Source organism: uncultured Paraglaciecola sp. (assembly GCF_913020055.1).
Lineage (GTDB): Bacteria > Pseudomonadota > Gammaproteobacteria > Enterobacterales > Alteromonadaceae > Paraglaciecola.
This window is the reverse complement of the sequence record NZ_CAJWCF010000065.1, coordinates 1-26,085: the sequence shown is the minus strand read 5'-3', so window position 1 is coordinate 26,085 and position 26,085 is coordinate 1. Positions and strand designations below refer to the sequence as shown.

The following is a 26,085-nucleotide window of genomic DNA, read 5'->3' as shown; positions in this document are numbered from 1 at the left end:
TGTGCTGGGATCATAGACCACCTCCTTATTAACTGTAATTATATACAGTATTGCAACAGTTTACAAAAACATAGCCTTTTTATATAAGGATTATCTAATTTAATTAATGTTCTACTTTGTAAATTGACTAACTCGATACTGTCCCTAAAATATTCTTCCCACAGTTTGTTAAAACTGCCATCTTCGAAAGCAATTTTAAGTCCTTTTTCAACTCGATTGGCATTCTCTATATTGTTTTTATCGGTGACAAAAAACCGGGGTAGGGGATAATACAGAGCGATACAGGGTTCAATAACTAAATTGGGGTAAGTTACACGTTCCGTTTCGTATTCGGCTTTGATTTCGTTGATACCTCGAAAAAACAAATCAACTCTATCTAAACTCAGTATTTCAAATATGCTTTTGTAATTGGCAATAGTGTAAACATTGAGCCCATTGTGTTTTAAAATATCACTGTCTAACCAACCAATGCCTTGTGCGATAATGGCCTTGCTAATGCCTTCTTTATTATTAATGGCGCAATAACTGTTTTGGCGTTTTTTATTTGTGAATGCAACACGATAGCCAGACATACCACGATCAATAGGAAATTTTATGACACGAAAATCTTCGAGTAACTCGTCAGTGATCGACACTCTAAAAAAATAATTTGAATAGATGCTTTTGTGCATCTGTAATAAAAGCCGGCCCTGATTAATGCCCTCAGCGGTTGCTTGTAATCTAAAGTCTCCGTATTCCTCTTTTGTTTTATTAAGCGCTAATTCCAATACTTTTTGCATATAAATAAAACGTTGGTCCTCTTTACTCTCAGGGCCTTTGTATGTAAAAACACTGCCCTGTGCCATACAAACACTGATTACAGTAAAATACAGAATTGAAATAATAACGGGCTTGATCACGATATAAACCTCAGATTAACTCTGTTCATTTTTGTTGATATTAGTAAAACTTAACACTTTCAAAGGGCTATAGCTTAGCCCGCAACTTGCCCGTTTTTCCAACATAATTATAGTTCTACTACTTTTCAGGAGTCTAGAGTATGCGGGGAAATCCAGCAAATTTTTAGATAATGGCTGATTAATGCAGAACAAATCAACGCCCTATATCGTTACTAAGTGGTTAGTTACTCAAAATTGCCCAAGTTTTTAAATTATATATAGACCGTCATCAATTTATCTTCTCCGGCAACAACTTGATAATAGTGGGCTTGAAGGCCTTTGATTTTGTCGCTATTAAGTAAAGTAATGGGGCATAAGATGCTGCTTAATTGTCTTTTCATCTTAATAATAGAGAATTCCGCAAGCACTTGTCCTTGTTCGAAGTGTTCACCTTGTTTGATGACTCTTTTAAAACCTTCTCCCATCATAAGATGCGAATCAATGCCAAGCTGTATTTGCATCTGTAGACCATTCTTTGCTTTTATCCTCAATTGATTAGCCAATTCTGGAAAAAGTAACATTGTGCCAGAAAATGGTGCCAATACTTGGTGTCCGGAAGGTTTAATGGCGACCCCTTCACCAAAAAGTCGCTCAGTAAACATTGCGTGGGGCACGTCATCTAATCGTATTACTTTACCTGTTAACGGACTCGATATATCTACAGCTTTTTTGTGTGTCGGAACTGAGTTTGCGTCTACTAGGCGACTAAATAATCCCATCCTACCCTCTATTAACCAAAATAACGGATAGGTTTTTAATCTGTTTAGTCTGTGATGAAATCTTTGGCATAATGCTCAGTTCTGTTTTTTGAGTATGATAGCAAAACAGTCGGCTGTAATGTTGTCAAGCTGAGGTTATCCACTGTTCCTGTGGATAACTCTGTTCAGTTCTGTTTATATTGTTCGTAATTAATTGATATATAAGTATAAATTAATGTTGGTCGTAAAGTGCTCGATAGCTTGGAGCTTGATTGAAATTGCATCATTTAAGGTGAGTTTATTATGGACAACATGCAAGTAGTGGCATTAGTACAGAGCCATTTAACGACATTATCTATGAGCAGGTCATATAGTAACGTCTTTGAATTAGATGCATCTATTGTACAAGTTGTTAAACTTGGGAACTGTGTTTTAAGCTATACACAGAAACTCTATAAAGTTGTTAATACGAGGGCGTAAAAGGCTTGTTTTGTGCTGTTTGTGTAATTTATGTTGTAACCATTAAGACAATTTGCCTTGAGTAAAGAAGGAAAAGTATGCAGGTTTTGGATATTTATGCGGGGAAAAATGCCCTTGCACGTATTAAACAAGAGGGCTTCAGTGCAAATTTATTTGACTATATGTTGGGCGCGTCAGGGGGGCCTAAGTGGTTTGTATTAGCGGGGCTTGATCGTTATATCTTTCCCGAGTTTTTCGCAGGGCGAACAAAACCTTTAAATATTATTGGTTCGTCAGCCGGAGCATTTCGGTTTGCCTGTTTTGCGCAAAAAGACCCGTTGTCGGCTATTAATCGTTTAGCCGAGCGTTATTCCCATACTGTTTATTCTGATAAGCCAACGGCCAAAGAAATCACTGAAAAAGGCGCGGCATTGCTGAGTTATGTTTTAGGTGAAAATGGTAGCGAAGAGATTATTAACAACCCGGTCATTAAAGCACATTTTATCGTTGCAAAATGTAAAGGGTTAACTCAATTCGAAGCAAAACCAATACAAATGACCGGCCTTATCGCTAGTGCTAGTGCTAATGTATTAAAACGAAAATGGTTAGAAAAGTTTTACCAACGCTATTTGTTTTCGTCGCCAAGCTCCGATTTAATACTTAATGATCCGAATAAAATGCCATCATATTCTGTTCCATTAACGGCTGAAAATTTGCCTCAGGCTTTAATGGCATCTGGCTCTATTCCTATTGTGATTGAAGGAGTAAGGGATATTGTTGGTGCCCCTAAAGGCATGTATAGAGACGGTGGTATTATTGATTATCATTTTGATTTAACCTTTGGTCCACAAAAAGGATTAGTGCTTTATCCGCACTTTTATTCAAAACCTGTACCGGGCTGGTTTGATAAATCTCTGAAAAAGCGGTTACCACATGCTAGTAGTTATGAAGATGTGGTCATGCTGGTACCCTCTGATGAGTTTGTGGCTAGTTTACCTTATGGTAAAATACCAGATAGAAAAGATTTTGAAGATATGCCAGCAAAGCAGCGTATTGAATACTGGCAAACTGTGATTTCAAAAAGTGATAGTTTAGGTCAAGCTTTTAAGCACATGTGTGATAATCAACAGGTTGTTGAACATATTAAGCCCATTGAGTTTAGCTGATATAGACTGATTAAATTTAACCTTACTGAAAAAGTAAAAAGGTGGGTATTTGAATAGAGACTGGTTGTTTTTATTGGCTGCGGTATCGGCGTCTTTGATTGCTTCCTATTTAGGTTGGGTGTATTTATCTCTTCTACCGTTATTGATTTTCACTTTATTAAATTTGATTAAAAATAGGCAAAAACAATTTTCTTCTGACCATTCAGCTCAAAACCAACTCCTAACTGAAATCGTTGGAGTAATCCATGAGTGTGAGGAGAATATAAAGCATATTTCTACCACTCAATCCGAAGCGATGAGCATGCTAAATAGTGCATGTAAAAAGTTATCTTTGTTGCAATCTATTACGGACCAACGTTTAGATAAACTTGACGATCAACAGAATACACAGTTACAGATTTCAACTATCACCCATGAAATTATCAGTGGTTTGCAGTTTGATGATATTAATCAGCAAAATTTGTCATTTACCAATGAAACACTTAGCTTTGTTCGTGGCCTAATAAGTGACTTAGTTTTACATGGTGGTGACTCCTATGAGAATAAGGTAATTGAACAGTTGAAGCGTATTCATAGTCTACAATCAAAAAAGCTTAATCCTGTTGCGTCGACTAAACTAGAAGCTGGTTCTGTAGATATTTTCTAGTTTTGGCTATAAAAGTTGGCTTAACATACTGAAAATAATCTATATTTATCCCATATAATTTGATGTTAAGCTGCTTATCTGGTTTAACGTTATGCTCTGTTTGCAAGAGCCCCAGTCGTCACAAAGTGAGAACAACTAGACAATGAATCCACATATTCTTATCGTTGATGATTCACCTTCTATCCGGCAAATGGTAGAGATGACCCTAAAGTCTGGGGATTACCAAGTTACAGCAGCTGAAGACGGACAAGCTGCCTTGGAATTGTGTCAACAACATCAATATCAATTTGTGTTAACTGATCAAAATATGCCAAAAATGGATGGTATTACTTTGGTTAAATCTCTAAGAGGGATTGATAGTTATAAACGGACTCCCATCATAATATTAACTACCGAAGCTAGTGATAGTATGAAGTCTCAGGGGCGTGAGGCCGGCGCTACTGGCTGGATGGTAAAACCTTTTGATCCAAATAAACTTCTTCAAGTTACTGCTAAAGTGTTGGGCTAGAATTAGGGAGCTACATCAATGTCTATTGACATGAATCAGTTCCACGGTGTGTTCTTCGATGAAAGTGAAGAACATTTAGTGGAAATGGAAGAAGTGTTAATGACACTTTCAGTGGAATCCCCAAATCCTGAAGATTTAAACTGTATTTTTCGTGCCGCTCATTCAATTAAAGGCGGCAGTGGGATTTTTGGTTTTGATGCCCTTACGGGGTTAACCCATGTTATGGAAAGCCTTCTAGATCAAGCGCGAAAAGGGCAAACTCATTTAACCACACCTATAGTCAATACGTTACTTACTACCGGCGATTTACTGAGAGCTATTTTAAATAGTTACCGAAACAAAGAAGACATTGATTGGGCTGCTATTGAAGCGGGTACGCAGGCGTTAAATGCTGTCATTGATGATAATAAATCTGCTCAAAATAATGAAGAAAATGAACAAGGGTTTGGTTTTTTTACGCCTATTGATTCTTCAGAAGTAAATGAAAATGTTGATTTTGGTTTATTTGATGAAAATGAATTTTCTAAGGATGTTATCGATGATGAAGTCAAAAGTACGCCCTCAAACGAAAGTAATGGATTTGGCTTTTTCGAACCACTTGAATCAGTTTGCGATCAGGGCATTAGAACCCCCGTTTTGTCTGAACATGACGCGGTTATTCAAGATGACTTAGATTCAACTAAAACTAAGCCTTCGAATACGGTTAAATCAAACAGCAAAAAAACAGTGGTCAAAGAAAGTAATAGTTTACGAGTTGATACTCAAAAAATTGATTCGTTGGTTAATTTGGTCGGGGAATTAGTGATAACCCAATCGATGCTCAAACTTGCCAGTGAGGATGTGTTTGGCCATGGAACTGAAAAGTTACAAGAGGCGCTAGAAATTTTAGACCGAAATGTGCGACAAGCCCAAGAGACCGCTATGTCTATGCGCATGTTACCTATGTCATTTGTGTTTAACCGATTTCCTCGTGTTGTCAGAGATCTAGCGGCTAAATTAGATAAAGAAGTTGAGCTAGTGATAGAAGGCAGCAGTGCTGAAATTGACAAAAGTTTAATTGAAAAACTGGTGGACCCGCTTACTCATTTAGTCAGAAATAGTATTGATCATGGCATTGAGTTACCTGCCAAACGGCTCGCTGCGGGAAAACCACAGGTAGGTAAAGTCACACTCAAGGCTGAACAAGGTGGTGGCAGTATTTTGATCAGTATTGTGGATGATGGAGCGGGCCTAGATAAACAAAAAATATTAGAAAAGGCTAAACAAAACGGTATCGAGACCCATGACAAAATGCCTGATTCTGACATTTGGAAATTGATTTTTGCTGCCGGTTTTTCTACCGCCACTGAAGTCACTGATTTATCAGGGCGTGGGGTGGGGATGGATGTGGTTAAACAAAATATTGAATCTATTGGTGGACAAGTTGAAATTGAATCTGAGCTTGGTAAAGGCTCGCGATTTATCATCCGCTTACCGTTAACGTTGGCTATTTTGGATGGCATATGTGTTTCTGTTGGTGATCAAGTATTTATTATTCCACTTACACAGATCGTAGAATCTATTCAGCCCGTCAGTAACCAAATCAAAACATTAGTCAACGAGCAGATGTTATGGATAAGAGATGCATACTGGCCGATCTTACCCTTATATGAGTATATGAATATACAAGGCGCGGAATCAGATCCTACTCAAGCAATAGTCGTACTCATTACCACTGCTAATAAACGTTTTGGTTTGTTAGTTGATGGTTTAGTAGGGCAGCAACAGGTTGTGATTAAAAGTTTAGAACATCATTACAAACCCGTACCCGGTGTCGCTGGCGCAACTATTATGGGAGATGGCAGCGTAGCCTTTATTCTAGATGTTGAATCATTAGCATCTACTGTGAACCAACCATCTGTAGATATAGAGGTCAAAATTGCCTAAACAACAAATAGAAACGTTAGCCAAAGATACTGAACATGAGTTTTTAACTTTTGTCTTAGGCGAAGAAACTTATGCCCTAGATGTCATGACAGTGAAAGAAATTCGTGGATACCAGCCAGTCACTAAGATAGCCAACGCTCCAGACTTTGTAAAAGGTGTGCTGAATCTTAGAGGCGATATTGTGCCTATCATTGATTTAAGAATTAAATTTTCTGTTGGTGAAGCCACTTATAACGAATTTACAATAGTGATCATGCTCAATATTGGTCAACGAGTGGTGGGCATTGTAGTTGATGAGGTTAGTGATGTGATCAAAGTCATGGCGCAAGATATAAAACCACCGCCTGAGTTTGGTATTGTGTTTGATAGTAGTTATCTTTACGGCTTAACGACTATTGAAGAACAAATGGTTATTTTAATCAATATTGAAAGTTTAATTTCTAGTGATGAACTAGGGTTATTTGAGTCTTCGAAATAGGAACATAATATGAATTTTGTTAATAGGCTGAATAACCTTAGGTTAGCCACAAAAATGCTATTGATTGCAGTACTAGCGACTATTGGCTTAATTGTACCTAGTTATTTTTACGTGACCCTCTCGCTGGATGCTCAATATGTGGCTGAACATGAGGTATCCGCTACACCACCCATCATTAAAACCATTAAGTTGATGAAAGTGTTGGGTGAATACAGGGGGGTATCCGCTCGATTTATTAGTGGTGAAAAAGGTGTTGTCGGTATCTTAGGTGCTAAAAATTCTGAAGTAGAGCAAGGGTTTTCTGACCTAACAAAATATCTGCTTGAAAATGTTGATTCTGACAAAGTTCTAGAAAAACTTGCTCAATCTAAAAACCTGTGGCAAATATCAAAGAGCGTTGCTTCGGGCAGGGATGTAAGTGAAGCTGATTTATTTGAAGCGAGTTCAAAGGTGATTCTTAGCCTTAACAATTTGGTACACCAGTTAATGCAATATTCGCTCTTAAGTTATGATCCAGCTGCACCCAGTTATCATCTTATTATTGCTAATTTTGAAAACTTACCGATCTTAACCGATTCATTGGGTCAAATTCGTGGATTTGGTGCTGGTATATTGGCTCGAGGAGTGGTGTCCCCAGCAGAAAAAGTGATGATAGCTGCAAATTTGTCTGTGCTGACATTCCCCTTTCATGATTTTATCGAAAACCTACAGTCGGCTGCGGCGAGTGATGAAAAGTTTAGTGGTCTTGAAAAACAAGCCAACGAATTTGAAACGGAAATTGATAATTTAACCGCAATTGTTAGGCAACAAATTTTGAAAGATGGACCCTTAAATTATCCTTCAGCTAAATATTTTGAAGAGTATAGTTTGGTTATTAATCGCATCTATTCGTTTTTTGATGATGCAGTGATTAAACTTGAATCTGCGATTCAAAAACGGGTCGATCATATAGCGTCTGAGCGTAGAGCATCATTAATTTCGATTTCAGTGATGTTTCTATTTAGCGCTATTATCGCATTCCTGCTGATTAAATCGATTAAAGACTCAGTAAGCTCGTTAACCTTAGCATTTAAACATATTTCTGAAGGTAAGTTTGATTTTGAGTTTGATACCTTGCGCAAAGACGAAATGGGCGAGTTGAACCGGAAACTAAGTGAGCTCAACCAACAACTAAAAAAGGCTGACGCGCGTGCTATAGAAGCGGCAAGGGTAAAACAAGCATTAGATAATAGCGCTACCTGCTTTATGATTGCCAACAATGATCGTGAAATTGTATACCTTAATACTTCAGTCAAAGGCATGTTAAGAGAATGCGAAGACGATCTAAGGGAAGTATTACCACATTTTACTGCAGACAAAGTGATGGGCGAAAAAATTGATATTTTCCATAAGAATCCAGCCCATCAAAAAGCAATTTTAGAACATTTATCGCAAAAACATACAGCACAAATACAAGTAGGTAAACGCAATTTTAGATTGTTAGCAAACCCCGTATATGCAGATAACGGAGATCGTTTAGGTACTGTTGTAGAGTGGTTAGATAGAACCAAAGAAGTTATGGCTCAAACAGAAATAGCTATGATGGTCGATGCAGCATTGCAAGGAGACTTTACCAAGCGAATCGATATCTCCGGTAAAGAAGACTTTTTGCTTACCATATCTGACGGTCTGAATCATTTGCTGGACGTTACCGAAAATGGGCTCACTACTGTTAGTCAGGTATTAATGGCGATTGCTGATGGAGATTTAACTAAAAGGGTTGAAACAGATTATCAAGGTACATTTGATGAGATGAAAAAAGCCTGTAATATTACCAGCATAAACTTGACCGATATGATTGCTGAGATATTGGTTGCCAGTGAAACCATTCATAATGCTTCGGGTGAGATTGCCAGAGGCAATTCAGATTTGTCTTCAAGAACCGAGCAACAAGCATCAAACCTAGAAGAAACCGCCTCAAGTATGCAGCAACTTACCGGCACAGTCAGGCTCAATGCTGACAACGCTAAGCAGGCAAACGCGCTTGCAACAGAAGCGTCAGAAGTAGCAAAAACAGGTGGTGAATTAATTCAAAAAGTCGTGACAACTATGTCCTCAATCAATGAATCCTCACGAAAAATTTCCGACATTATTGGGGTAATAGATGCTATTGCTTTTCAAACTAATATTCTCGCGTTAAATGCTGCTGTTGAAGCCGCTAGAGCGGGTGAGCAAGGCCGTGGGTTTGCTGTTGTTGCTTCAGAAGTTAGAACGTTAGCCCAACGCTCTGCAAATGCAGCAAAAGATATTAAAAGCTTAATATCTGATTCCGTGTTGAAAATTGAAGAGGGCAACGATTTGGTTAAAAAGTCTGGTGAGACTATGCAAAATATTGTGGTGTCAATTCAACTAGTGAATGACATCATGGGAGAAATTGCCGCAGCTTCAGTGCAACAATCATCTGGTATTGAAGAAGTAGGCAAAGCCATTACTCAAATGGATGAAATGACCCAACAAAATGCGGCTTTGGTTGAACAAGCTGCTGCCGCTGCCGAGAAAATGACTCATCAAGCCGAACAACTATCTAGAAGTGTGGGAAGTTTTACTCTGAATGAGAATGCGTTTAAACCCGCCAAACTTAAAGAGCAGCAATCGCATGACTCACCTAGATTAGATAGTCAGCGGTTTACTAAAAAAGCACTAATAGAATTGCCTCATTCTGATGATGATGAGTGGGAAAGCTTTTAATCAGTGATCAATCATTTACAAAGAGAGTTCGCGTTTAGCCAGCAAGATTTTGACCAGTTGCGTAATCGACTTTATCAACTGACCGGTATCAAGTTGTCTGATAGTAAAGACTCTATGGTTTATAGTCGCCTAGTGAGGCGATTGAGAGTGTTGAAGTTAAAGAACTTCGTTGATTATTGGGAGTGCTTAAATTCTAGTCCCGATGAAGTGGAACACTTTGTTAATGCACTGACGACCAATTTAACTTCATTTTTTAGAGAGCCTCATCATTTTGATATCTTGCATGACTATCTTGTGGCGAACCCTAAACCCTATACCATCTGGTGTGCAGCATGTAGTACAGGCGAAGAAGCCTATTCTATTGCTATGACAGTTATACAGGCGTTTGGTTGTTATGATCCTCCGGTTAGAATTATTGCTTCAGATATCGATAGTCAGGTTCTCAGTGTGGCGCGAAAAGGGGTTTACCCTTTAAAAAATTTGGATAATTTGTCGAGTGTTAAAAGAAAACAGTTTTTTTTTAAGGGAAGAGGTAGTCAAACTGGAAATGCAAAAGTGATCCCACAATTGAAGGCTCTAATTCAGTTTAAAAGTATTAATTTATTAGACAATAAATGGGATGTACCTGATAAGTTATCGTTGATTTTTTGCCGCAATGTGATGATTTATTTTGATAAGTCGACGCAGGCTAAATTATTAGAAAAAATGGTGGATAAATTGGACGACAATGGAAGATACTTTGCTGGCCATTCTGAGAACTTCTCTCTTATGACCAATTCGCTAAAACCTTTAGGCAAGACTGTCTATCAACCCGTAAGGTAGTTTGTGGCTGAGCAAAGCAATTTTAACCAAGTCACACCTAACCGGTATTACGATCGGGTTTTTCAGCGTGATGCTGTCAAGATATTGCCTGGTGAGTATTTTGTTACTCAAGACGATACTATGATAGTTACGGTTCTTGGCTCATGTGTTTCAGTGTGTCTGCGGGATCCCTTAACTAAATTGGCTGGTATGAACCATTTTTTATTACCACATGATGTAGGTGGTAACGGACTTATGTTTTCAGAGTCGGCGCGGTATGGCATATATGCTATGGAGTTGCTCATTAATCAGTTGTTAAAAATGGGCGCACATCGGCATCGACTTGAAGCCAAAATCTTTGGCGGAGCAAATGTGCTTAGAGGCGTTACGGTCAATAATGTGGGTGAACAAAATGTCGAGTTTGTGATGGATTACTTGCGCACTGAACATATCCCAGTTGTTGCTAATGACTTGTTAGATGACTTTCCAAGGAAAGTCTATTTCTTTCCGGAAACCGGAGAAGTTAAAGTGCGTAAGCTTAAATCATTGCATAACAGTACGATCATCGATCGTGAAAGTGAATATAGAATTAAATTGAAGGAAACTTCGAAAAAATCCGGTGATGTTGATTTGTTTTAGGAGTTAAAGATGTCAATTGGTGTATTAGTCGTAGATGACTCGGCGCTTATTCGAAGTTTGTTGAGTGAAATTATTAACCAACAAAAGGACATGCATGTCGTGGGAGTGGCGAAGGATGCTTACATTGCAAAAGAGATGGTTAATTCTCTTAGCCCTGATGTAATTACTTTGGATATTGAAATGCCAAAAGTGAATGGTTTAACGTTTCTAGACAAATTAATGAAAGCCAGACCCACACCAGTTTTGATGATATCAACTTTAACTGAACAAGGTGCTGAAGCAACTCTTCGTGCATTGGAGTTGGGAGCAATTGATTATATTGCTAAACCAAAATTAGGTGTTTCCGAAGGTATTTCAATTTATCAACAAGAAATTGTTGATAAAATTCGATTGGTGTTCCAAGCCAAAGTATTTAAATCTCGTGTAAATTCAATTGCTCGTAAAAACAACCAGTTTGACAGTTTTTTGAAACAGAAAATTATTGCCATTGGCGCTTCAACTGGGGGCTGTGAAGCGATAAAAGTCATTATAGAGTCCTTACCGATTACCAGTCCACCTGTTGTTATTACGCAACATATGCCCGCTGGGTTTACTGCTTCTTTTGCGCAGAGATTAAACAATGTATGTAACGTAGCGGTCAAAGAGGCGCAAGACGGTGAAGTGCTTGTACAAGGAACCGTATATATAGCTCCTGGAAATAAACACCTTTTGATAGTGGCCAAAAATGAAGAGTATCGCGTTAAATTAGATGAAGGTGAGCCAGTATCTGGCCACAAACCTTCTGTAGACGTAATGTTTAGTTCGTTAGCGCAAGCAGCGGGGAAACAAGTCGCAGCAACAATATTAACAGGCATGGGCAAAGATGGCGCAAAAGGATTATTGGCATTACGCCAATCAGGTGCCTATACGGTTGCACAAAGTGAGTCGAGTTGTGTGATATATGGAATGCCCAAAGAAGCAGTTAAAATAAGCGCAGCAATAGAACAAACGGACTTAGACTTGATTGCTCAAAGGTTATTAGAACGAACGGCTAAACCCTTAATCAACAAAAACACCCATTAATCTATTCCGCACAAACTTTGCTTCTACCCGCTTCTTTTGCTTTGTATAAAGCGCCATCAGCTGAAGATATTAGTTCACTTAGTTTATCATGATGAAGTGAACTAGCTAAACCAGCACTAAAACTACAATTAAAGGATTGTTCAGCAACGGTATAATTGATCTGTAAAAAGGCCGTTAAAATGTTATTCATTTTATTTTCAATAACATTGACGTCTGTGTCACTGAAAACCACCATAAATTCTTCGCCTCCATAGCGACCCACATAGTCAGTGTCGCGAACCGATTGTAGCAATAATTGTCCTAGTGAAATCAGCACCTTATCACCACCACCATGTCCGTATTGATCATTCACTTTTTTGAAAAAATCTAAATCTATCATGACCACCACTGTAGGGTTTTGTTGGCGTGACGCCATCCTTAAAGCATGGGCTGCTGCATCCATTATTTGTCCATGATTGAGTACACCAGTTAAACTATCTCTAGAGGCAAGGTAGCGTATTTCCTGTCCTCTTTGAATGCGACTATCAACCTGTTGTACGATAAGGTTTGGTGAGGTGTTTTTCGGAATCACATCATCAGCACCACACTCTAACACTTGAAGTTTGGTGTTGATATCTTTATCCGCAGTGAGAAAAATAATCGGTACATAATCATATTTAGCTTGTTGGCGTAGTAACTGTGCGACTTCCAATCCACTTATGTTTGGCATATGCATATCTAACAAAAACACATCAGGATGAAATGATTCTAATTCAGTCATGATTTTTTCTGCTTGGCTTATTGCTAATACTTCAACGTGTTCGTCTTCTAGTAACGTTTTATAAAAAATCCCCACTGAAGCTTGGTCATCTAATAGTAAAATTCTATAGGGTCTGATTAAATCAATTTTAAAGTTTTTACGGATTTTAGATACTAAGGTCGTAATGTTAACAGGCTTTAACAGGTACTCGTTTACCTCGGCTCTTACTGCGGCAAGCCTGTTTTCAAATGAACTGGAAGAGGATAAAACAAATACGTCGGTATTGATTTTTTTCAGTCTTGAGGCAAATTGAAACATTTGTTCAGGTTGGTCAGTTGAGTTATCAGTATCAATCAACACGATATTAAATGTTTGTTGCTCTAATACTTTTTCTAGCTGTTCGATTGAATTGAACTGGCTGATTGTAAATCCAAACCCAGTTAAAAGTTTAGCGTGGACTGCTGAAGTGGTTTCATTGTCATCTAAGAGAGCAATACTGATGTCTCTATATGACTGCGAGGTAATGTCTTCTTTTTTTCTAGGTGACTCGAGTGATTCACCAAGGGAAGGTGATTCTTCTCTTAATACCAATAACGGATTAGGATTATTACGTGATGCCTCAATTATCGAATTCATATGACGGTCAATAAAAGGAATTACACTTTTTAAGTTATTGATTTTATCTTCACAGGGGGCGACTTCTTCTTCTATCATACCTAATCTGTCACTTAGCGACAGAAACTTAAGCGCGCCACTTGATCCCCTGAGACTATGTACTTCGAATCTAAATTTCTTAACTGAGTCCAAAGATCCTGACGTTCTAGCTTCTGACCATAATTTTATAAGCCCAGCAAGTTTGTCATTAAACTCGGCAATGAAGGAGATGCGAAACTCGGCTAGTTTTTGTTCCAACTTAGAATTCATAAATATCCTTTGGCTTTTTTATACGAAACCAATTAATAGTTACCATAAACCTATCTTCATAACTTACTGATTTATAGTTGATATGTACAGAAAATTATCAATTCAAACTAGCTTGTTCTAAAGGGGGTAAAGGGCTAACGTCAATCACTATTGTTGTTGATTACAAATTGAGCTTGTTTGATTCAGATCAAAGTCTATTGCTTGATTTAGGTTCTAATAAAATAAGTGGCGCTAATCACAATGTTTTAGATTATTACCTTTGCAGTTTTTCATTGAAACGATAAATACATTGTTAAATTTGCAATTAGTTTAGCCAACCTAGTGTTTAAATCAAAGGGTGAATGGATATGAATAACTATCAAAATATTTTAGTCGCAGTGGACCTCTTTTCTGAACACCAAAAGGTGTTAGAACGGGCATTGAGTATTGCCGATAAACCGGCTCAGGTTAGTCTTGTTTATGTCACTTTCCCACATGTTTATTATGAATCATATGGATTTGGAGTGGGCGTTGAGTTTGTCAACGATAACCAAAAAAATGCAAAAGAAAAATTGTTAGATTTGGCTAAGAAACATGATATTCCTGATAATCAAATATACGCACCTATTGGCGAGCCAGTAGATGAAATTCATGGTTTATCTGAATCTATTAACGCTGATGTAATTGTTATCGGCACTCATGGCCAAAGTGGTTTAAAGCTGTTGTTAGGCTCAACTGCGAACGGTGTTTTGCATGGAGTGAAGTGCGATGTATTGGCAATCAAAATTTAAGCTATCAGTCAAAACTTTCTTTAAGCCTAGCCATAGGTTGTCAACATGATCCATTCTAACTCACGTTATGTAAGTCAAATCACACGAGACACCTTAGCCTTGATCCTTGCAGGAGGAAAAGGCAGTCGATTGTGTGAATTAACTCAGTACCAGGCAAAACCTGCTATCCATTTTGGTGGGAAATTCAGGGTGATAGATTTTCCCTTGTCGAATTGTATTAACTCAGGGATCAGGAAAATTGGAGTCATGACCCAATACAAAGCTTATTCATTGATTCGACACTTGTCGCGAGGGTGGGGACACCTGAATCGAGATTTAGGTGAATATGTAGAATTATTACCAGCGTCCCAACAGTATTCTTCCAATTGGTATGAAGGTACGGCCGACGCGCTTTATCAAAATATTGAGTTTATTCGTGAAACCGCTCCCAAGTACGTTGTAGTGCTGGCTGGTGATCATGTTTACAAAATGGATTATGGTGACATGTTGGTCCAACATGTCGAAATTGGTGCCGATATGACGGTATCTTGCATCGAAATTCCAGTCCGAGAAGCTGCTGGTGCTTTTGGCGTGATGTGCGTTGATGAACACAATCGGATTACCAATTTTCATGAAAAGCCCGATAACCCTTGTCCGCTGAAAGATAAACCTGAATTCACATTAGCGTCTATGGGGAACTATGTATTCAATACTGAATTTCTTATTCAGCAATTGATAGCAGATGCTAAAAAAACAGACTCACAACATGATTTTGGTCGAGATATCATTCCAGCGGCAATTGAGAATAATCAAGTGATGGCTTTCAGGTTTCTTTCTGGTGATGAACAAGTCGCTCCGTATTGGCGAGATGTGGGTACCTTAGATGCATTTTGGCAGGCTAATATGGATCTTGTAGCAGTCACTCCAGATTTAAATATCTATGACCAAGATTGGCCAATCTGGACACATCAGAAACAATCACCTCCTGCTAAATTTATTTTTAATGAAGATGATGGCCGTCGAGGATACGCGGTAGATTCAACCGTCTCAGGCGGTTGTATCATTTCTGGTGCTAAAATAGAGCAATCTTTATTGTTCTCAGATGTGCATGTTCATTCATTTAGTCATATTGAACAATCAGTGATTTTGCCGCAAGTGGATATTGCTCAACATGTGACTATTAAGCGTGCAATTATTGATGCAGGCTGCCAAATACCTAAAGGCATGAGCATTGGGGTTAACAAACAACACGATATTGCTCGAGGATTTCGGATTAGCCAGGATGGTATAGTCTTAGTCACCAAAGACATGCTTAGCAAACTTGATGGACAGCTGGTTTTGTTAGACAGTGAAATAGAATTAATGGACTCTGCTTAGGGCGTTCTAGGTATTTTCCGAAATAAATTACGCAGAAAAACTAATACCTTAGATCGCAGCTAATCCTTATTCTTGATCTATACCAATAGCAGCTCGCTTTTGACCCATTTACGAGGATTGTAAAATGTCTATAAATACAACACAGCGGCCTTCTCTTTGCCAACAATGTGCCATGTCAAGTATGTGTTTTAGCCAAGCGGAAAAAAGTAAAGTTGAGCCTAAAGTGAGATCTCACAAGGTTTACCATAAATCAGATGTTTTATTCAGTGTAGGCCAGACATTTGATGCTATTTATATCTTGCGCAGTGGATCGGCAAAGTCGTCAGTTTTGGCTAATAGTGGTTATGAACAAATTGGCGGCTTTCATTACCCAGGTGATTTGATCGGTCTGGATGGCTTTGATAATCGAGCTCATGCACAGTCGATAAAGTTTTTAGAAACCAGCAGTGTTTGTCGTATTGGTTTAGGAGAGCTGGATAAAGCTATGGCGATTTCAGCAAGTCTACGATTCAACTTGTTACAAGGTATGAGTCATGTCCTGAATGATGAAAATAAATTTTTACTTAGTTTGAACAACATGAACTCAGCTCAACGACTAAGCTCATTCCTGATTGACTTGTCTTCACGATTTGAGGAGCTGGGCCGGTCTGGTAAAGTGTTTGATTTAACTATGACTCGTGTAGACATTGCCAATTATTTAGGCATGGCAATTGAAACAGTGAGTCGGTTACTTACACAAATGCAAAGTGAACAGATTATTGAGGTGGAAAAACGTCGAGTCCGTATTATAGACTTTGAAAAACTTAACCAAAGTCTATTACAGGAACGTGAAACGTCTCTTTTGCGTACCGCCTAAATTTAATTGTCCAAATACACAAATAAACAAGCGCTAAATAGGTGGGTTTTGTTCTTTTTCAAATTCATTAAGGGCTTCTAAAGCTTCACAACCTTAGACCATTGAAGGTCCACCACCCATTAAAATTGCTACACCTATTGCTTCTAGGGTTTCTTGTCTAGTTGCTCCAGCGTTTAATGCATCATGCACATGAAATGCAATACACCCGTCACAATGGACTGCTATGGCAATCCCTAGGGCTATTAATTCTTTTGATTTTGTATCCAGCGCTCCTTTTGCCACGGCCGAAGAATGTAATTCTCCAAATCCAGCCATCACTTCTGGTATTTCTGAGATTAGCTGTGCACTGAGTAGTTTAAGTTTTTCATATCGTTGAACGTGGTTAGTTGTTGTCATAGTCTGCTCTAATACATTGCAATATTCTGAAGTTGAGTATGCTTTATATCCGCAGGTTCATATTGATGGTGGTCAAGTTTCTTGGCGTTTCAAATCACGCCATTTTGAATACTGCCGTCTTGTTCAAATTGACTGATGTTTGACAAAGTAGTTTGGGCGATATTAAGCATCGCTTCTTGGGTAAAAAAACCTTGATGACTAGTAATAATCACATTTGGAAAAGTTGTTAGTCTTGCTAACAAGTCATCTTGTATACCTTTAGCTGAAAAGTCTTCAAAAAAGAGCGCTTCTTCCTCTTCGTATACATCGAGTCCCAACAAACCCACTTTGCCCGTTTTAAGTCCGCTAATGATGGCTTTGGTATCTACAAGTTTGCCTCTACTGGTATTAATAATAGTGACTCCATCGCGCATTTTTGCCACTGCTTCTTGGTCAATCAAATGATATGTCTCGGGCGTTAGCGGGCAGTGTAGCGAAACAACATCTGCTCGGCTTAGCAGGTTATCGAGTGATACATAGGTGACTCCAGATTGCATACATTGTTCATTCTGAACTACGTCATAAGCAATTACCTTGCAACCAAAACCTAACATGATATTGGCAAAGGCTTGGCCAATTTTTCCGGTGCCAATTACTCCAATTGTTTTACCGTGTAAGTCAAAGCCCATTAAGTTACGTAGTGAAAAGTCGCCTTCTCGAATACGGTTGTGCGCGCGGTGGATCCCTCTGTTTAAACATAACATCAAGCCAACAGCATGTTCAGCTACTGCATAAGGCGAGTAGGCGGGAACACGCACAACAGGCAGTGACAGTTGTTTTGCACAGGCCATATCAACATGGTTAAACCCAGCCGATCGTAGCGCAATGAGTTCAACACCTTTGTTTTTCAGTTGATGTAATACTTGGGCATCTAAATTGTCATTAATAAAAGCACACACCACTTTTTCATCAGTGATAAGGGAAGTCGATTCAAGATTTAAACGGGATGAAAAATAACGTAACTGGTGCGCACCATCAGAGTTTGCACGATCAAAGTACTCTTGGTCATACTGTTTAGTGTTAAAAAACGCTACTTTCACTATCGATCCTCATATTTTGCTAACTGACTTATATTATAAAATTTGTTGAAACTCTCTTGTTGACCTCGATCACATAATTATTTAGGTAATCTGATATCCTCCGTTTGGTGAAGATAAATACCGTTTATGAGGGAAAAAGATGCACGTTAGAAAGGTTCTGCTGATTGAAGGCAGTGTAAATGCACTGATCACTGTATGCAAGATGACGGTTGGTATAATGACTGGATCTGCAGCGATAATTGCTGATGCTGTGCATTCTCTTTCTGACTTGGCAAACAACCTTTTTGCTTGGTTAGCAGTCAAAGTCACTGAATCTCCTGCAGATGGCTCTCATCCTTATGGTCATCAAAAATTTGAACAATTAGCGGTGTTCGCACTCGCGTCATTGTTAACCATAGTGGCTTTTGAAGTAATTGTGAATGCTGTTGAACGATTTGGGCAACCTGTTGAACAGAGTATACTTGGGTTGGTGATATTAATTTTTTCGTTGGCTGTTAATGTCGGTTTAACCCTGTGGGAAAGGTCTTGGGCTAAACGATTAGACTCAGATATATTACATGCTGATGCAACCCACACTTTCAGTGATGTATTGACAAGTGGTGTTGTGATTGTTGGTTGGCAAATAGCTGCGTTCGGATATTATTGGATAGACACTGTGTTTGCGCTAATCGTATCTAGTATCATTTTTTATCTGGCGTTCACCCTATTTCAACGGGCAATTCCTGTTTTAGTTGATCAAAGTCGTTACCCTCCAGAGGAATTAAAAGCAGCGGTTAACAATATTCCAGCAGTTATCACTGTGGGAAATGTTCGTTCTAGAGATACAGGCAAAGGGCAGATGGCTGATGTCTCTGTGACGGTCAGTGCCAGCCTTAGTACCATAGAGTCGCACCAAATAGCTGACGACATTGAGCGGGTGTTAGCAGATAAATTCGATATTCAAGACGTTGTGGTACATATCGAACCCGATGTGGATCAATATTTTGCTTGCTAATAAAATAATGAAAGAAGGGTAATATGATAACTACAGAATTGGTTAGCTTTTTTGCATGGTGCACATTGATTAATTATTCGGTGTTGTTGATATGGTTTTTTGTATTTAGTTTAGGCCATGATTGGTTGCACTTGATGCATGGGAAATGGTTTGACCTTAACCAACAACAATTCGATTTGGTCAACTATTGCGGTATGGGGTTGTTTAAACTTTGTATCCTTATATTTAACGCAGCGCCTTATGTAGCGCTACGTATTATTGAATGAGTATAAATCTGTGCTCAATGAAACGGTGGTTCAAAACCTTTAGGTTTAACCGCTAATAAGTCACAGTCAACTGTTTCGATCAGTCTTTGTGCAGTACTTCCCAGTAAACCTGTGCGATAGGTGGTACCTATAACCAGAATACCTGCGTTAAGCTGCTCTAATGTTTTCGGCAAAATGTCATCTATGTCGCCAGAAATAATATGTTGGTGTTCGCTGTTGGGTACGTATTCAGAACACTCTTTGGCAAATTTAACATTATGTTGATAACGCAATTTTTCAAGTACCATCGATTCATTTTGATGCTCGTCATAAGAGAAAACATCAGCCCACATTCCACTTTTATCAACCGCTTCAAGTAAAATATCCCAATAACTAGGGTCAAAGCAGTGTAACGCCTGCAGAGTCATATCTAGGTCTGAAGAGATGGCAAAACCTGTTTCTAGAATATTTTTGTCCAGTTCACTTTCAGCACTTAAGTTATGCTCAGGATCGATGGCTGCAACTACTGTTGTGTTTTGGGTCCATTCAGTGTTTCTAACAAATAATATGGGTACTGGGCAGGCTTTAAGTAAATACCAATCTGTAGGAGTAAACAATCTTCTCGCTATGGTTTTATGTGGATGCGTTGCCTTTATCACTAAATCTGGTTTAAAACTTTCTACTACTTTTAAGATGCCTTGATAAATTGGCGATTTCCACATCACTTCAGTCTCATAGGTGACATTGTTTTGTGGATGCTGGCTAATCAAATTATTGAGTCTGCCTAGATGCATTTTTAGGATTTCGGCCTGGGTATTTTCAAGTTGTTTTGGGGTGAGCAAATTACTGGCCATCACGGAGGGATAATATAAGCAGCTTAATAACTTAATGGTTATAGGTTGTTTTTTAGCAAACAGTAACGCTTTATTGAGTGCCGGTTGTTCTTCTTTATCAGGATCGATATCTACCAGTATTTTTTTAATTGTTTGCATGGTATTTGCCCTTACTGTTGTTTATAAGTTGGATTGAGGGTCAATATATCGCAATTCATATTGGCTAAAATATGCTCTGCTGTATTGCCGATGAAAGCCCCTGATAGACCGGTCCTACCAACCGTGCCTAAAACTAATAGTTGTGCATCAATTTCTTTTGCTAATTTAGGAATAGCAATGTCAGCTTGACCTTCAATTACGTGATAGGGCTGATTGAACAATTCATGTTCTTTTAGCAAGGATTCCATTTTGGTTTTATGCGCCTTACCGATATCTTTTTTAATGCTCGCAAAATCAATATTAGCCCAACCCACCCCCATTCTTGGTTCCATGCTGGGAGTCTCAAAAGTATTGACGCTGTGTAATGGTGTGGCTGTAACATGGGCCAACATTTTCGAATATTCGAGAATGTTGTGATTGAGCGTGATGTGTTCTTTGTCATTGGCCGTAGGATCAATGGCTGCTAGTATCGGATCTGTTACCCATTGAGACTCTCTCACTAACAAAAGTGGGGCTTTGCAATGACGTAGTAAATGTCTATCAACTGGCATAGAAAAAGGGTTGATAGAAGAGGCATCGGCCGAAATCCGTTTGATGACTAAATCAGGCTCAAGCTCATCGACTATTTCTTCAATGGCTTCATGTAACTCTCGATGCCAGGCTACATTGACACTGCAACTGATACCTTTTTTATCTAAATCATCAGCTAAGGTATCCATATATAAATACCTGTCTGCCATGTATTGGCTTTTCATTTCTTTGCGATGTTCACTCGATAATACATCCGTTAACTCCATCACTGGCTCGTAGATTGAATTAAATAAATGAATATGCACCTCACTATATTCAGCAAACTTTAACGCTCGTTCTAACGCCGGGTGTTCAGCATGCCTACCACTAATGACTACCAATATTCGTTTAGGTGTTTTCATTCTTACCTCCCCATTACTGCCGATACCCAGTCCAACTGAAAAGCGTGTTGGAAAGGGTTGATATATGATTGTTATAACTACAAATTAAAGCTGCTGGATTGAGTTCAGCGGCCAAAATCACAGCATTCTATATTGGCCATAATGTGTATAAGTAATCGGTTTTACATCGTACTTAGGTTGTAAAAAAGCAACCAAATCAATCAGTTCTTGAACTGTCATTACATCGTTAAATTTGCGCATCTTTGAACTGCCATCATTGTTGCTGACTTTTTCTTCGATATACCGATTTCTTGGCGCTAATTTATGGGAAGGGTTGATGACCGAGGTGACGAGTTGCGCATAGGTTTTAACCACAGATGTGGTACCACCTAGTGGAACGGGGATATCAAACTCTTTAAGTAAAGACGGATCGTCATAACCTGTTAAAGCATGACAAGACAAACACTGGTATTGCATAAACACCTGTTCACCTTTTACTGTATCCCCTTCTGGCAGACTAAAACCTTGAGGAGAATCGGGGCCATAAGTACAAGCAGCCATTACAGAAATTAAAACAACTGAAGTAATCCAAATAAGTGTTTTCATGTTAATGCCTTATCTTTGTTATGAGATTAAGCATTAACATAATGGAAAAATCAGACTAAGTGGATAAGGGGGAGTCGAGTTTATTGATAGGGATCAAACTTGTGCATAAAAGATACATCAAATACGCAGGCCTTTTATCAATTAGGTATTACATAAAGTGAATAATCAATGAGTTATAGTTCATTGCAAATTAAAGTAAAGTTGCTAATTATTGTGAATAAAATCAGGGGGGACAGCCATAAACACAACACCCCAGTAAGGCTAACCACAGAATGGCTTTGCCAAAAGGGTAATGACCTTAATTAATCAACAAAGGTTCTGATGCATGAATATTAATAACTACGATGACAAACATGATATCTAGCAGCCACAAAAAATATATTTAAGCATGTGCATTAGAAACTAAGGACTAATCAGTTTGTGCTTTAGTTTGAGTATCAGCTTTATCCTGAGCGTATTTTACTCTGATTTTGTTAGCGCCTAACATACTATCATTAAGTGTTTTGACTGCGACTTTTGCTTCACCTGGTTTAGGCATCTCAACAAAACCAAAACCTTTAGATAAGCCGTTAGTTTTTTCTTTAACTACATCGCAAGACTGGACTTTTCCATGGGCCTCAAACGCCGCTTTTAGTTCTTGTTCTGTGGTTTCTCTGTCTAGGTTTCTGATCAATATTTTCATTTAGCTTGTCACTTTTTGGTAATGCCCATTAATAGTTTGTAATGATAACAGTATAAGCTTGGTAAGAGGATCTGATTTTAAAACTGTTCGATTTTTACTGATTGCTATATATCGTGAATACGTATGTAGGATACTGTTAGAAAGCAACTGGCAGAAGTATGATTTAGCAAGCTTTATCGACGGAACCTTTTATATGTTTGCAACAAAATTAGTTAAGTGGAATCACTATATTTTGTCTATTGTTATTTTTGCAGTGACTACAGGGTGTTCACCTGCACCCAAAGATGAATTAACTATACAAAAGCAGCAAGACAGCATGACCATTGAAAATCTATTACCCGTAAAACCAGGAGGTAAACCTGTTGTTTATCAAGTCTTCACTAGACTTTTTGGAAATACAAACACTACCAATACACCTTGGGGCACTATTCAAGAAAACGGTGTGGGGAAATTTAGTGACTTTACGGATACGGCATTACAAGGCATTAAAGAGCTTGGTACTACACATATTTGGTATACAGGTGTACCACACCACAATGTGATTACTGATTATTCGGCTTACGGTATTAGTCATGATGATCCTGATGTCGTGAAAGGTCGAGCTGGCTCCCCTTATGCCGTTAAAGACTATTATTCTGTCAACCCAGACTTGGCCGATGATCCCGCAAAACGTTTGCAAGAATTTGAGGCATTGATTGCAAGAACCCATAACAATGGCATGCAAGTCATCATAGATATCGTACCTAATCATGTAGCGCGCAATTATCACTCTTTAGCCAAACCTGAAGCGGTCAGTGATTTTGGAGCACAAGACGATAAAACCCTTGAATACGCCAAAGACAATAATTTCTATTACGTTGTGGGTCAGGACTTTCAAGTTCCTTTGCCCCTTGACGGGTATCAACCTTTAGGCGGGGATAGTGATCCTATGTCTGATAGGAAATTTGCTGAGTCACCTGCCAAATGGACAGGTAATGGTTCTCGTAAAGCGCAACCACATTTTCATGATTGGTACGAAACGGTCAAGGTTAACTATGGCGTAAAACCAGATGGTAGTTATGATTTTGAACGCTTACCAGAAGAGTACATGCAATTCGAAATACAGCAACATGCTAAATTTTGGCAAGATAAACAGGTGCCCGATTCATGGCGTAAGTTTCGCGATATCACTCATTATTGGTTAGATAAAGGTGTTGATGGGTTTCGTTATGATATGGCTGAGATGGTGCCAGTAGAATTTTGGAGTTACTTAAACTCCTCTATAAAGATGAAAAAAACCGAGGCGTTTTTGTTAGCCGAAGTGTACAACCCAGATTTGTATCGCCAATATATTCAACTAGGTAAAATGGACTATTTGTACGATAAAGTTGAATTTTACGATAGTTTAAAAGCCATTATGCAAGGCACAGAAAAAGGCCGGGTTTTACATCAAATTCAAGCAGGCCATCAAGATATCGAACAACATATGTTGCACTTTCTTGAAAATCACGATGAACAGCGTATTGCCAGTGATGACTTTGCTGGAAAAGTTGGTGGCGCAAAAATGGGTATGCCAGCCTTAGTAGTGTCAGCACTAATCAGTCGATCACCTACATTATTGTATTTTGGCCAAGAAGTAGGTGAAGACGGCAGCGAAGACTTAGGTTTTGGTGATCCGTCTCGGACCAGTATTTTTGATTATGGGGGTGTTCCAGCACACCAACGTTGGATGAATAACGGTAAGTTCGATGGCGGCCAATTAACCGCGTCTGAAAAATTATTACGCAGCTTTTATGCGGATGTGATGAAAATCTCAGCTTTCCACCCGGCTATGCTCGGTGAATATATGCCGGTAAATTTCAAACAGATACAAGTGGCAGACGCTCGAGGCAATGAGACAGTAAAAGGTCAGAGTGGTATTGAGGGAGCGGATAAATTAGTCGCCTTTGTGCGTTATGTTGAAAATCAGCGACTATTGGTAATCAGCCATTTTGACCAGAAACAGACAATCAATCTGGCGCTGCTGTTAAATCAGGAACAACTCGGCATATTAGGACTCAACACAGGCACATTGGTTGGTGTCGATTTATTAACTGGTACAGAACAAACCTTGTTAGTGAATGAGCAATTAGGGAAAATGCAGTTAACCTTAGCACCTATGCAATCAATGGTGATCCAGTTATGAGATTCAAACCGAGTAAAAATAGGGTGGGTGTACTCTTCACCTTTATATCAGTCTTGTTACTAGTAGCTTGTAGTGAGTCGGTAAAAGTCTCCACTGCAACTGACAATGTGCAGGTGTTGCCCTATCAATTTGTGATGCCCGAACTAGACAGACAACGCACTATTCGCTTGTATTTACCGCCTAGTTATCAGCACACAGATAAACGTTATCCAGTTATCTACATGCATGATGGGCAAAATTTATTTGATGACAAAACTGCCTATGCAGGGGAGTGGGGAGTTGACGAGTCACTCAACCTACTCGCTGAAAAACAAGGCTTAGAGGTGATTGTTGTAGCCATTGATAACGGCGCAGACTTTCGAATGAATGAGTTATCACCTTGGGAAAACAAACGTTTTGGTGAAGCCCAAGGAAAACAATACATGGATTTCATAGTGGAGGTTGTTAAACCTTATATCGACACCAATTTTCGCAGCAAAGCAGATCGTTTACACACCGCTATTATGGGTAGCTCAATGGGGGGCTTGATTTCCCACTACGCTGTTCACGCCTATCCAGAAATGTTCAGTAAAGCAGGCATTTTTTCACCTTCTTATTGGTATTCCCAAGATGTGTTTTCTTTTACTAAATTGAAAAAAGCAGCAGTAGATGCCCGTTTGTATGTGCTGTTTGGCGATAAAGAAGGCAACGGTATGATCGCTGACACCAGTCAAATGCAACGACAACTAGATCAACAAGGTCACCCTCGGAAAAACCTCTTATTTAAACGTGTTCCTAACGGCGAACATAACGAACAATTATGGCGAACAGAATTTTCTCAAGCCATTCAATGGTTATTTCTGCAACAGCCTGCGTTTTAAACCTATCCGGCTCCAATTAATTTACCTAGAAGATAAAAACTATGTATTTCAGTAAACAGGCAATTTTCAGTACTAGAGCACTTAAAACAGTGAGCCTATTTGTTTTTGTTGTTTTTAGTTATTTAACACAAGCCGCAGAGTATCAAAGTAACAGACTTGAAGGTAATGGGCTGGTTGTTTTAACCGATCAAGGAAAGGTAACTCTGACCGCTTATTCTGCCCAAGCATTTGAAGTGTTTTATCAACCCACAAACACCAAACAATTACCTTCTTTTGCCCTTGTAGAGAGTCAACACTCAGTTGACTTAGATTTAAAAAATACCCTCAATACATTGGAGTTGAGTACCGGGGAATTAAAGGCAGTAATCGATAAATCACCTTTAAAGATGGCTATGTTTTTGTAAACTGTTGCAATACTGTATATAATTACAGTTAATAAGGAGGTGGTCTATGATCCCAGCAC

General features: G+C 38.8%; 26 protein-coding genes. 17 read left to right on the top strand and 9 right to left on the bottom strand.

The window, feature by feature from the left end; genetic code table 11:
* Positions 1-38 precede the first annotated feature (38 nt).
* Both QZ488_RS14185 and QZ488_RS14180 read right to left on the bottom strand, forming a co-directional pair.
* Entirely contained in the window at positions 39-899 is an 861-nt protein-coding gene (locus tag QZ488_RS14185; RefSeq protein ID WP_293749891.1) for a hypothetical protein, read from the bottom strand.
* Positions 900-1,150: 251 nt separating this feature from the next.
* A complete protein-coding gene (locus tag QZ488_RS14180; protein WP_293749889.1) occupies positions 1,151-1,657 on the bottom strand; it encodes a PTS glucose transporter subunit IIA in 507 nt (168 codons plus the stop codon).
* A gap of 536 nt (positions 1,658-2,193) precedes the next feature.
* Here QZ488_RS14180 and QZ488_RS14175 point away from each other — a divergent pair.
* The 9 genes from QZ488_RS14175 to QZ488_RS14135 all read left to right on the top strand — a co-directional run bounded on the left by QZ488_RS14175 (position 2,194) and on the right by QZ488_RS14135 (position 12,048).
* Entirely contained in the window at positions 2,194-3,261 is a 1,068-nt protein-coding gene (locus QZ488_RS14175) for a patatin-like phospholipase family protein (RefSeq protein ID WP_293749887.1), read from the top strand.
* 49 nt (positions 3,262-3,310) lie between these two features.
* A complete protein-coding gene (locus tag QZ488_RS14170; RefSeq protein WP_293749885.1) occupies positions 3,311-3,907 on the top strand; it encodes a hypothetical protein in 597 nt (198 codons plus the stop codon).
* A 142-nt stretch (positions 3,908-4,049) separates the two neighbouring features.
* Entirely contained in the window at positions 4,050-4,415 is a 366-nt protein-coding gene (locus tag QZ488_RS14165; RefSeq protein WP_293749883.1) for a response regulator, read from the top strand.
* Between the two features lie 18 nt (positions 4,416-4,433).
* On the top strand, positions 4,434-6,341 hold the full coding sequence (locus QZ488_RS14160) for a chemotaxis protein CheW (RefSeq protein ID WP_293749880.1): 1,908 nt from the start codon (positions 4,434-4,436) through the stop codon (positions 6,339-6,341).
* Positions 6,334-6,819, top strand: coding sequence for a chemotaxis protein CheW (locus QZ488_RS14155; protein WP_293749878.1), 486 nt, complete (start codon positions 6,334-6,336; stop codon positions 6,817-6,819). The genes QZ488_RS14160 and QZ488_RS14155 overlap by 8 nt, the downstream gene beginning before the upstream one ends.
* 9 nt (positions 6,820-6,828) lie before the next feature.
* On the top strand, positions 6,829-9,546 hold the full coding sequence (locus QZ488_RS14150; protein WP_293749876.1) for a methyl-accepting chemotaxis protein: 2,718 nt from the start codon (positions 6,829-6,831) through the stop codon (positions 9,544-9,546).
* A 3-nt stretch (positions 9,547-9,549) separates the two neighbouring features.
* Positions 9,550-10,368: a CheR family methyltransferase gene (locus QZ488_RS14145; RefSeq protein ID WP_293749874.1), complete on the top strand. Its 819-nt coding sequence runs from the start codon at positions 9,550-9,552 to the stop codon at positions 10,366-10,368.
* Positions 10,369-10,371: 3 nt separating this feature from the next.
* Positions 10,372-10,986 carry a chemoreceptor glutamine deamidase CheD gene (cheD, locus tag QZ488_RS14140; protein WP_293749872.1) on the top strand — a complete coding sequence of 205 codons (615 nt, stop codon included), beginning with the start codon at positions 10,372-10,374 and terminating at the stop codon, positions 10,984-10,986.
* A gap of 9 nt (positions 10,987-10,995) precedes the next feature.
* Positions 10,996-12,048, top strand: coding sequence for a chemotaxis response regulator protein-glutamate methylesterase (locus QZ488_RS14135; RefSeq protein ID WP_293749870.1), 1,053 nt, complete (start codon positions 10,996-10,998; stop codon positions 12,046-12,048).
* A gap of 1 nt (position 12,049) precedes the next feature.
* Here the strand turns inward: QZ488_RS14135 and QZ488_RS14130 are convergent, their stop codons facing one another.
* Positions 12,050-13,711 (bottom strand): diguanylate cyclase, encoded by a 1,662-nt coding sequence (locus tag QZ488_RS14130; protein WP_293749868.1) that lies wholly within the window; start codon positions 13,709-13,711, stop codon positions 12,050-12,052.
* A 347-nt stretch (positions 13,712-14,058) separates the two neighbouring features.
* Here QZ488_RS14130 and QZ488_RS14125 point away from each other — a divergent pair, with 347 nt between their 5' ends.
* From QZ488_RS14125 to QZ488_RS14115, 3 genes are all read left to right on the top strand, one after another.
* Entirely contained in the window at positions 14,059-14,481 is a 423-nt protein-coding gene (locus QZ488_RS14125; protein WP_293749867.1) for a universal stress protein, read from the top strand.
* Between the two features lie 45 nt (positions 14,482-14,526).
* On the top strand, positions 14,527-15,837 hold the full coding sequence (gene glgC, locus QZ488_RS14120) for a glucose-1-phosphate adenylyltransferase (protein WP_293749865.1): 1,311 nt from the start codon (positions 14,527-14,529) through the stop codon (positions 15,835-15,837).
* A 124-nt stretch (positions 15,838-15,961) separates the two neighbouring features.
* Positions 15,962-16,693 (top strand): helix-turn-helix domain-containing protein, encoded by a 732-nt coding sequence (locus tag QZ488_RS14115; protein ID WP_293749862.1) that lies wholly within the window; start codon positions 15,962-15,964, stop codon positions 16,691-16,693.
* A gap of 93 nt (positions 16,694-16,786) precedes the next feature.
* Here QZ488_RS14115 and QZ488_RS14110 read toward each other — a convergent pair whose 3' ends face one another.
* Both QZ488_RS14110 and QZ488_RS14105 read right to left on the bottom strand, forming a co-directional pair.
* On the bottom strand, positions 16,787-17,089 hold the full coding sequence (locus QZ488_RS14110; protein WP_293749860.1) for a carboxymuconolactone decarboxylase family protein: 303 nt from the start codon (positions 17,087-17,089) through the stop codon (positions 16,787-16,789).
* A gap of 89 nt (positions 17,090-17,178) precedes the next feature.
* On the bottom strand, positions 17,179-18,168 hold the full coding sequence (locus QZ488_RS14105) for a 2-hydroxyacid dehydrogenase (RefSeq protein WP_293749858.1): 990 nt from the start codon (positions 18,166-18,168) through the stop codon (positions 17,179-17,181).
* A 139-nt stretch (positions 18,169-18,307) separates the two neighbouring features.
* Between QZ488_RS14105 and QZ488_RS14100 the strand changes: the two genes are divergently transcribed.
* Entirely contained in the window at positions 18,308-19,162 is an 855-nt protein-coding gene (locus QZ488_RS14100) for a cation diffusion facilitator family transporter (RefSeq protein WP_293749856.1), read from the top strand.
* 23 nt (positions 19,163-19,185) lie between these two features.
* Positions 19,186-19,428, top strand: a complete 243-nt coding sequence (locus tag QZ488_RS14095) for a DUF6868 family protein (protein WP_293749854.1) — start codon at positions 19,186-19,188, stop codon at positions 19,426-19,428.
* A gap of 14 nt (positions 19,429-19,442) precedes the next feature.
* Here the strand turns inward: QZ488_RS14095 and QZ488_RS14090 are convergent, their stop codons facing one another.
* The 4 genes from QZ488_RS14090 to QZ488_RS14075 form a co-directional block, all read right to left on the bottom strand.
* Positions 19,443-20,399 (bottom strand): universal stress protein, encoded by a 957-nt coding sequence (locus QZ488_RS14090; RefSeq protein WP_293749852.1) that lies wholly within the window; start codon positions 20,397-20,399, stop codon positions 19,443-19,445.
* An 11-nt stretch (positions 20,400-20,410) separates the two neighbouring features.
* Positions 20,411-21,331 (bottom strand): universal stress protein UspE, encoded by a 921-nt coding sequence (uspE, locus tag QZ488_RS14085; protein ID WP_293749850.1) that lies wholly within the window; start codon positions 21,329-21,331, stop codon positions 20,411-20,413.
* A gap of 117 nt (positions 21,332-21,448) precedes the next feature.
* Positions 21,449-21,916, bottom strand: a complete 468-nt coding sequence (locus QZ488_RS14080; protein ID WP_293749848.1) for a c-type cytochrome — start codon at positions 21,914-21,916, stop codon at positions 21,449-21,451.
* A 409-nt stretch (positions 21,917-22,325) separates the two neighbouring features.
* On the bottom strand, positions 22,326-22,598 hold the full coding sequence (locus QZ488_RS14075) for an RNA-binding protein (protein ID WP_293749846.1): 273 nt from the start codon (positions 22,596-22,598) through the stop codon (positions 22,326-22,328).
* Positions 22,599-22,791: 193 nt separating this feature from the next.
* On the opposite strand from QZ488_RS14075, the gene QZ488_RS14070 reads away from it, so the two are divergent.
* Genes QZ488_RS14070 through QZ488_RS14060 form a run of 3 tightly spaced genes read left to right on the top strand, consistent with a single transcriptional unit; the run spans position 22,792 to position 26,026 of the window.
* Positions 22,792-24,762 (top strand): alpha-amylase family protein, encoded by a 1,971-nt coding sequence (locus tag QZ488_RS14070; RefSeq protein ID WP_293749843.1) that lies wholly within the window; start codon positions 22,792-22,794, stop codon positions 24,760-24,762.
* Positions 24,759-25,622, top strand: coding sequence for an alpha/beta hydrolase-fold protein (locus QZ488_RS14065; protein WP_293749841.1), 864 nt, complete (start codon positions 24,759-24,761; stop codon positions 25,620-25,622). Before QZ488_RS14070 ends, QZ488_RS14065 begins: the two co-directional genes overlap by 4 nt.
* A gap of 41 nt (positions 25,623-25,663) precedes the next feature.
* Positions 25,664-26,026 (top strand): alpha-glucosidase domain-containing protein, encoded by a 363-nt coding sequence (locus QZ488_RS14060; RefSeq protein WP_293749836.1) that lies wholly within the window; start codon positions 25,664-25,666, stop codon positions 26,024-26,026.
* Positions 26,027-26,085 lie beyond the last annotated feature (59 nt).

Excerpts from the sequence above, each read along its gene's own strand:
- QZ488_RS14090 (WP_293749852.1), bottom strand. The coding sequence starts at position 20,399 with ATGCAAACAATTAAAAAAATACTGGTAGATATCGATCCTGATAAAGAA.
- QZ488_RS14065 (WP_293749841.1), top strand. The coding sequence starts at position 24,759 with ATGAGATTCAAACCGAGTAAAAATAGGGTGGGTGTACTCTTCACCTTT.
- QZ488_RS14135 (WP_293749870.1), top strand. The coding sequence starts at position 10,996 with ATGTCAATTGGTGTATTAGTCGTAGATGACTCGGCGCTTATTCGAAGT.
- QZ488_RS14125 (WP_293749867.1), top strand. The coding sequence starts at position 14,059 with ATGAATAACTATCAAAATATTTTAGTCGCAGTGGACCTCTTTTCTGAA.
- QZ488_RS14075 (WP_293749846.1), bottom strand. The coding sequence starts at position 22,598 with ATGAAAATATTGATCAGAAACCTAGACAGAGAAACCACAGAACAAGAA.
- QZ488_RS14060 (WP_293749836.1), top strand. The coding sequence starts at position 25,664 with ATGTATTTCAGTAAACAGGCAATTTTCAGTACTAGAGCACTTAAAACA.
- QZ488_RS14180 (WP_293749889.1), bottom strand. The coding sequence starts at position 1,657 with ATGGGATTATTTAGTCGCCTAGTAGACGCAAACTCAGTTCCGACACAC.
- QZ488_RS14080 (WP_293749848.1), bottom strand. The coding sequence starts at position 21,916 with ATGAAAACACTTATTTGGATTACTTCAGTTGTTTTAATTTCTGTAATG.
- QZ488_RS14165 (WP_293749883.1), top strand. The coding sequence starts at position 4,050 with ATGAATCCACATATTCTTATCGTTGATGATTCACCTTCTATCCGGCAA.
- QZ488_RS14095 (WP_293749854.1), top strand. The coding sequence starts at position 19,186 with ATGATAACTACAGAATTGGTTAGCTTTTTTGCATGGTGCACATTGATT.
- uspE (WP_293749850.1), bottom strand. The coding sequence starts at position 21,331 with ATGAAAACACCTAAACGAATATTGGTAGTCATTAGTGGTAGGCATGCT.
- QZ488_RS14150 (WP_293749876.1), top strand. The coding sequence starts at position 6,829 with ATGAATTTTGTTAATAGGCTGAATAACCTTAGGTTAGCCACAAAAATG.
- QZ488_RS14115 (WP_293749862.1), top strand. The coding sequence starts at position 15,962 with ATGTCTATAAATACAACACAGCGGCCTTCTCTTTGCCAACAATGTGCC.
- glgC (WP_293749865.1), top strand. The coding sequence starts at position 14,527 with ATGATCCATTCTAACTCACGTTATGTAAGTCAAATCACACGAGACACC.
- QZ488_RS14160 (WP_293749880.1), top strand. The coding sequence starts at position 4,434 with ATGTCTATTGACATGAATCAGTTCCACGGTGTGTTCTTCGATGAAAGT.
- QZ488_RS14110 (WP_293749860.1), bottom strand. The coding sequence starts at position 17,089 with ATGACAACAACTAACCACGTTCAACGATATGAAAAACTTAAACTACTC.
- QZ488_RS14070 (WP_293749843.1), top strand. The coding sequence starts at position 22,792 with ATGTTTGCAACAAAATTAGTTAAGTGGAATCACTATATTTTGTCTATT.
- QZ488_RS14130 (WP_293749868.1), bottom strand. The coding sequence starts at position 13,711 with ATGAATTCTAAGTTGGAACAAAAACTAGCCGAGTTTCGCATCTCCTTC.
- QZ488_RS14175 (WP_293749887.1), top strand. The coding sequence starts at position 2,194 with ATGCAGGTTTTGGATATTTATGCGGGGAAAAATGCCCTTGCACGTATT.
- QZ488_RS14100 (WP_293749856.1), top strand. The coding sequence starts at position 18,308 with ATGCACGTTAGAAAGGTTCTGCTGATTGAAGGCAGTGTAAATGCACTG.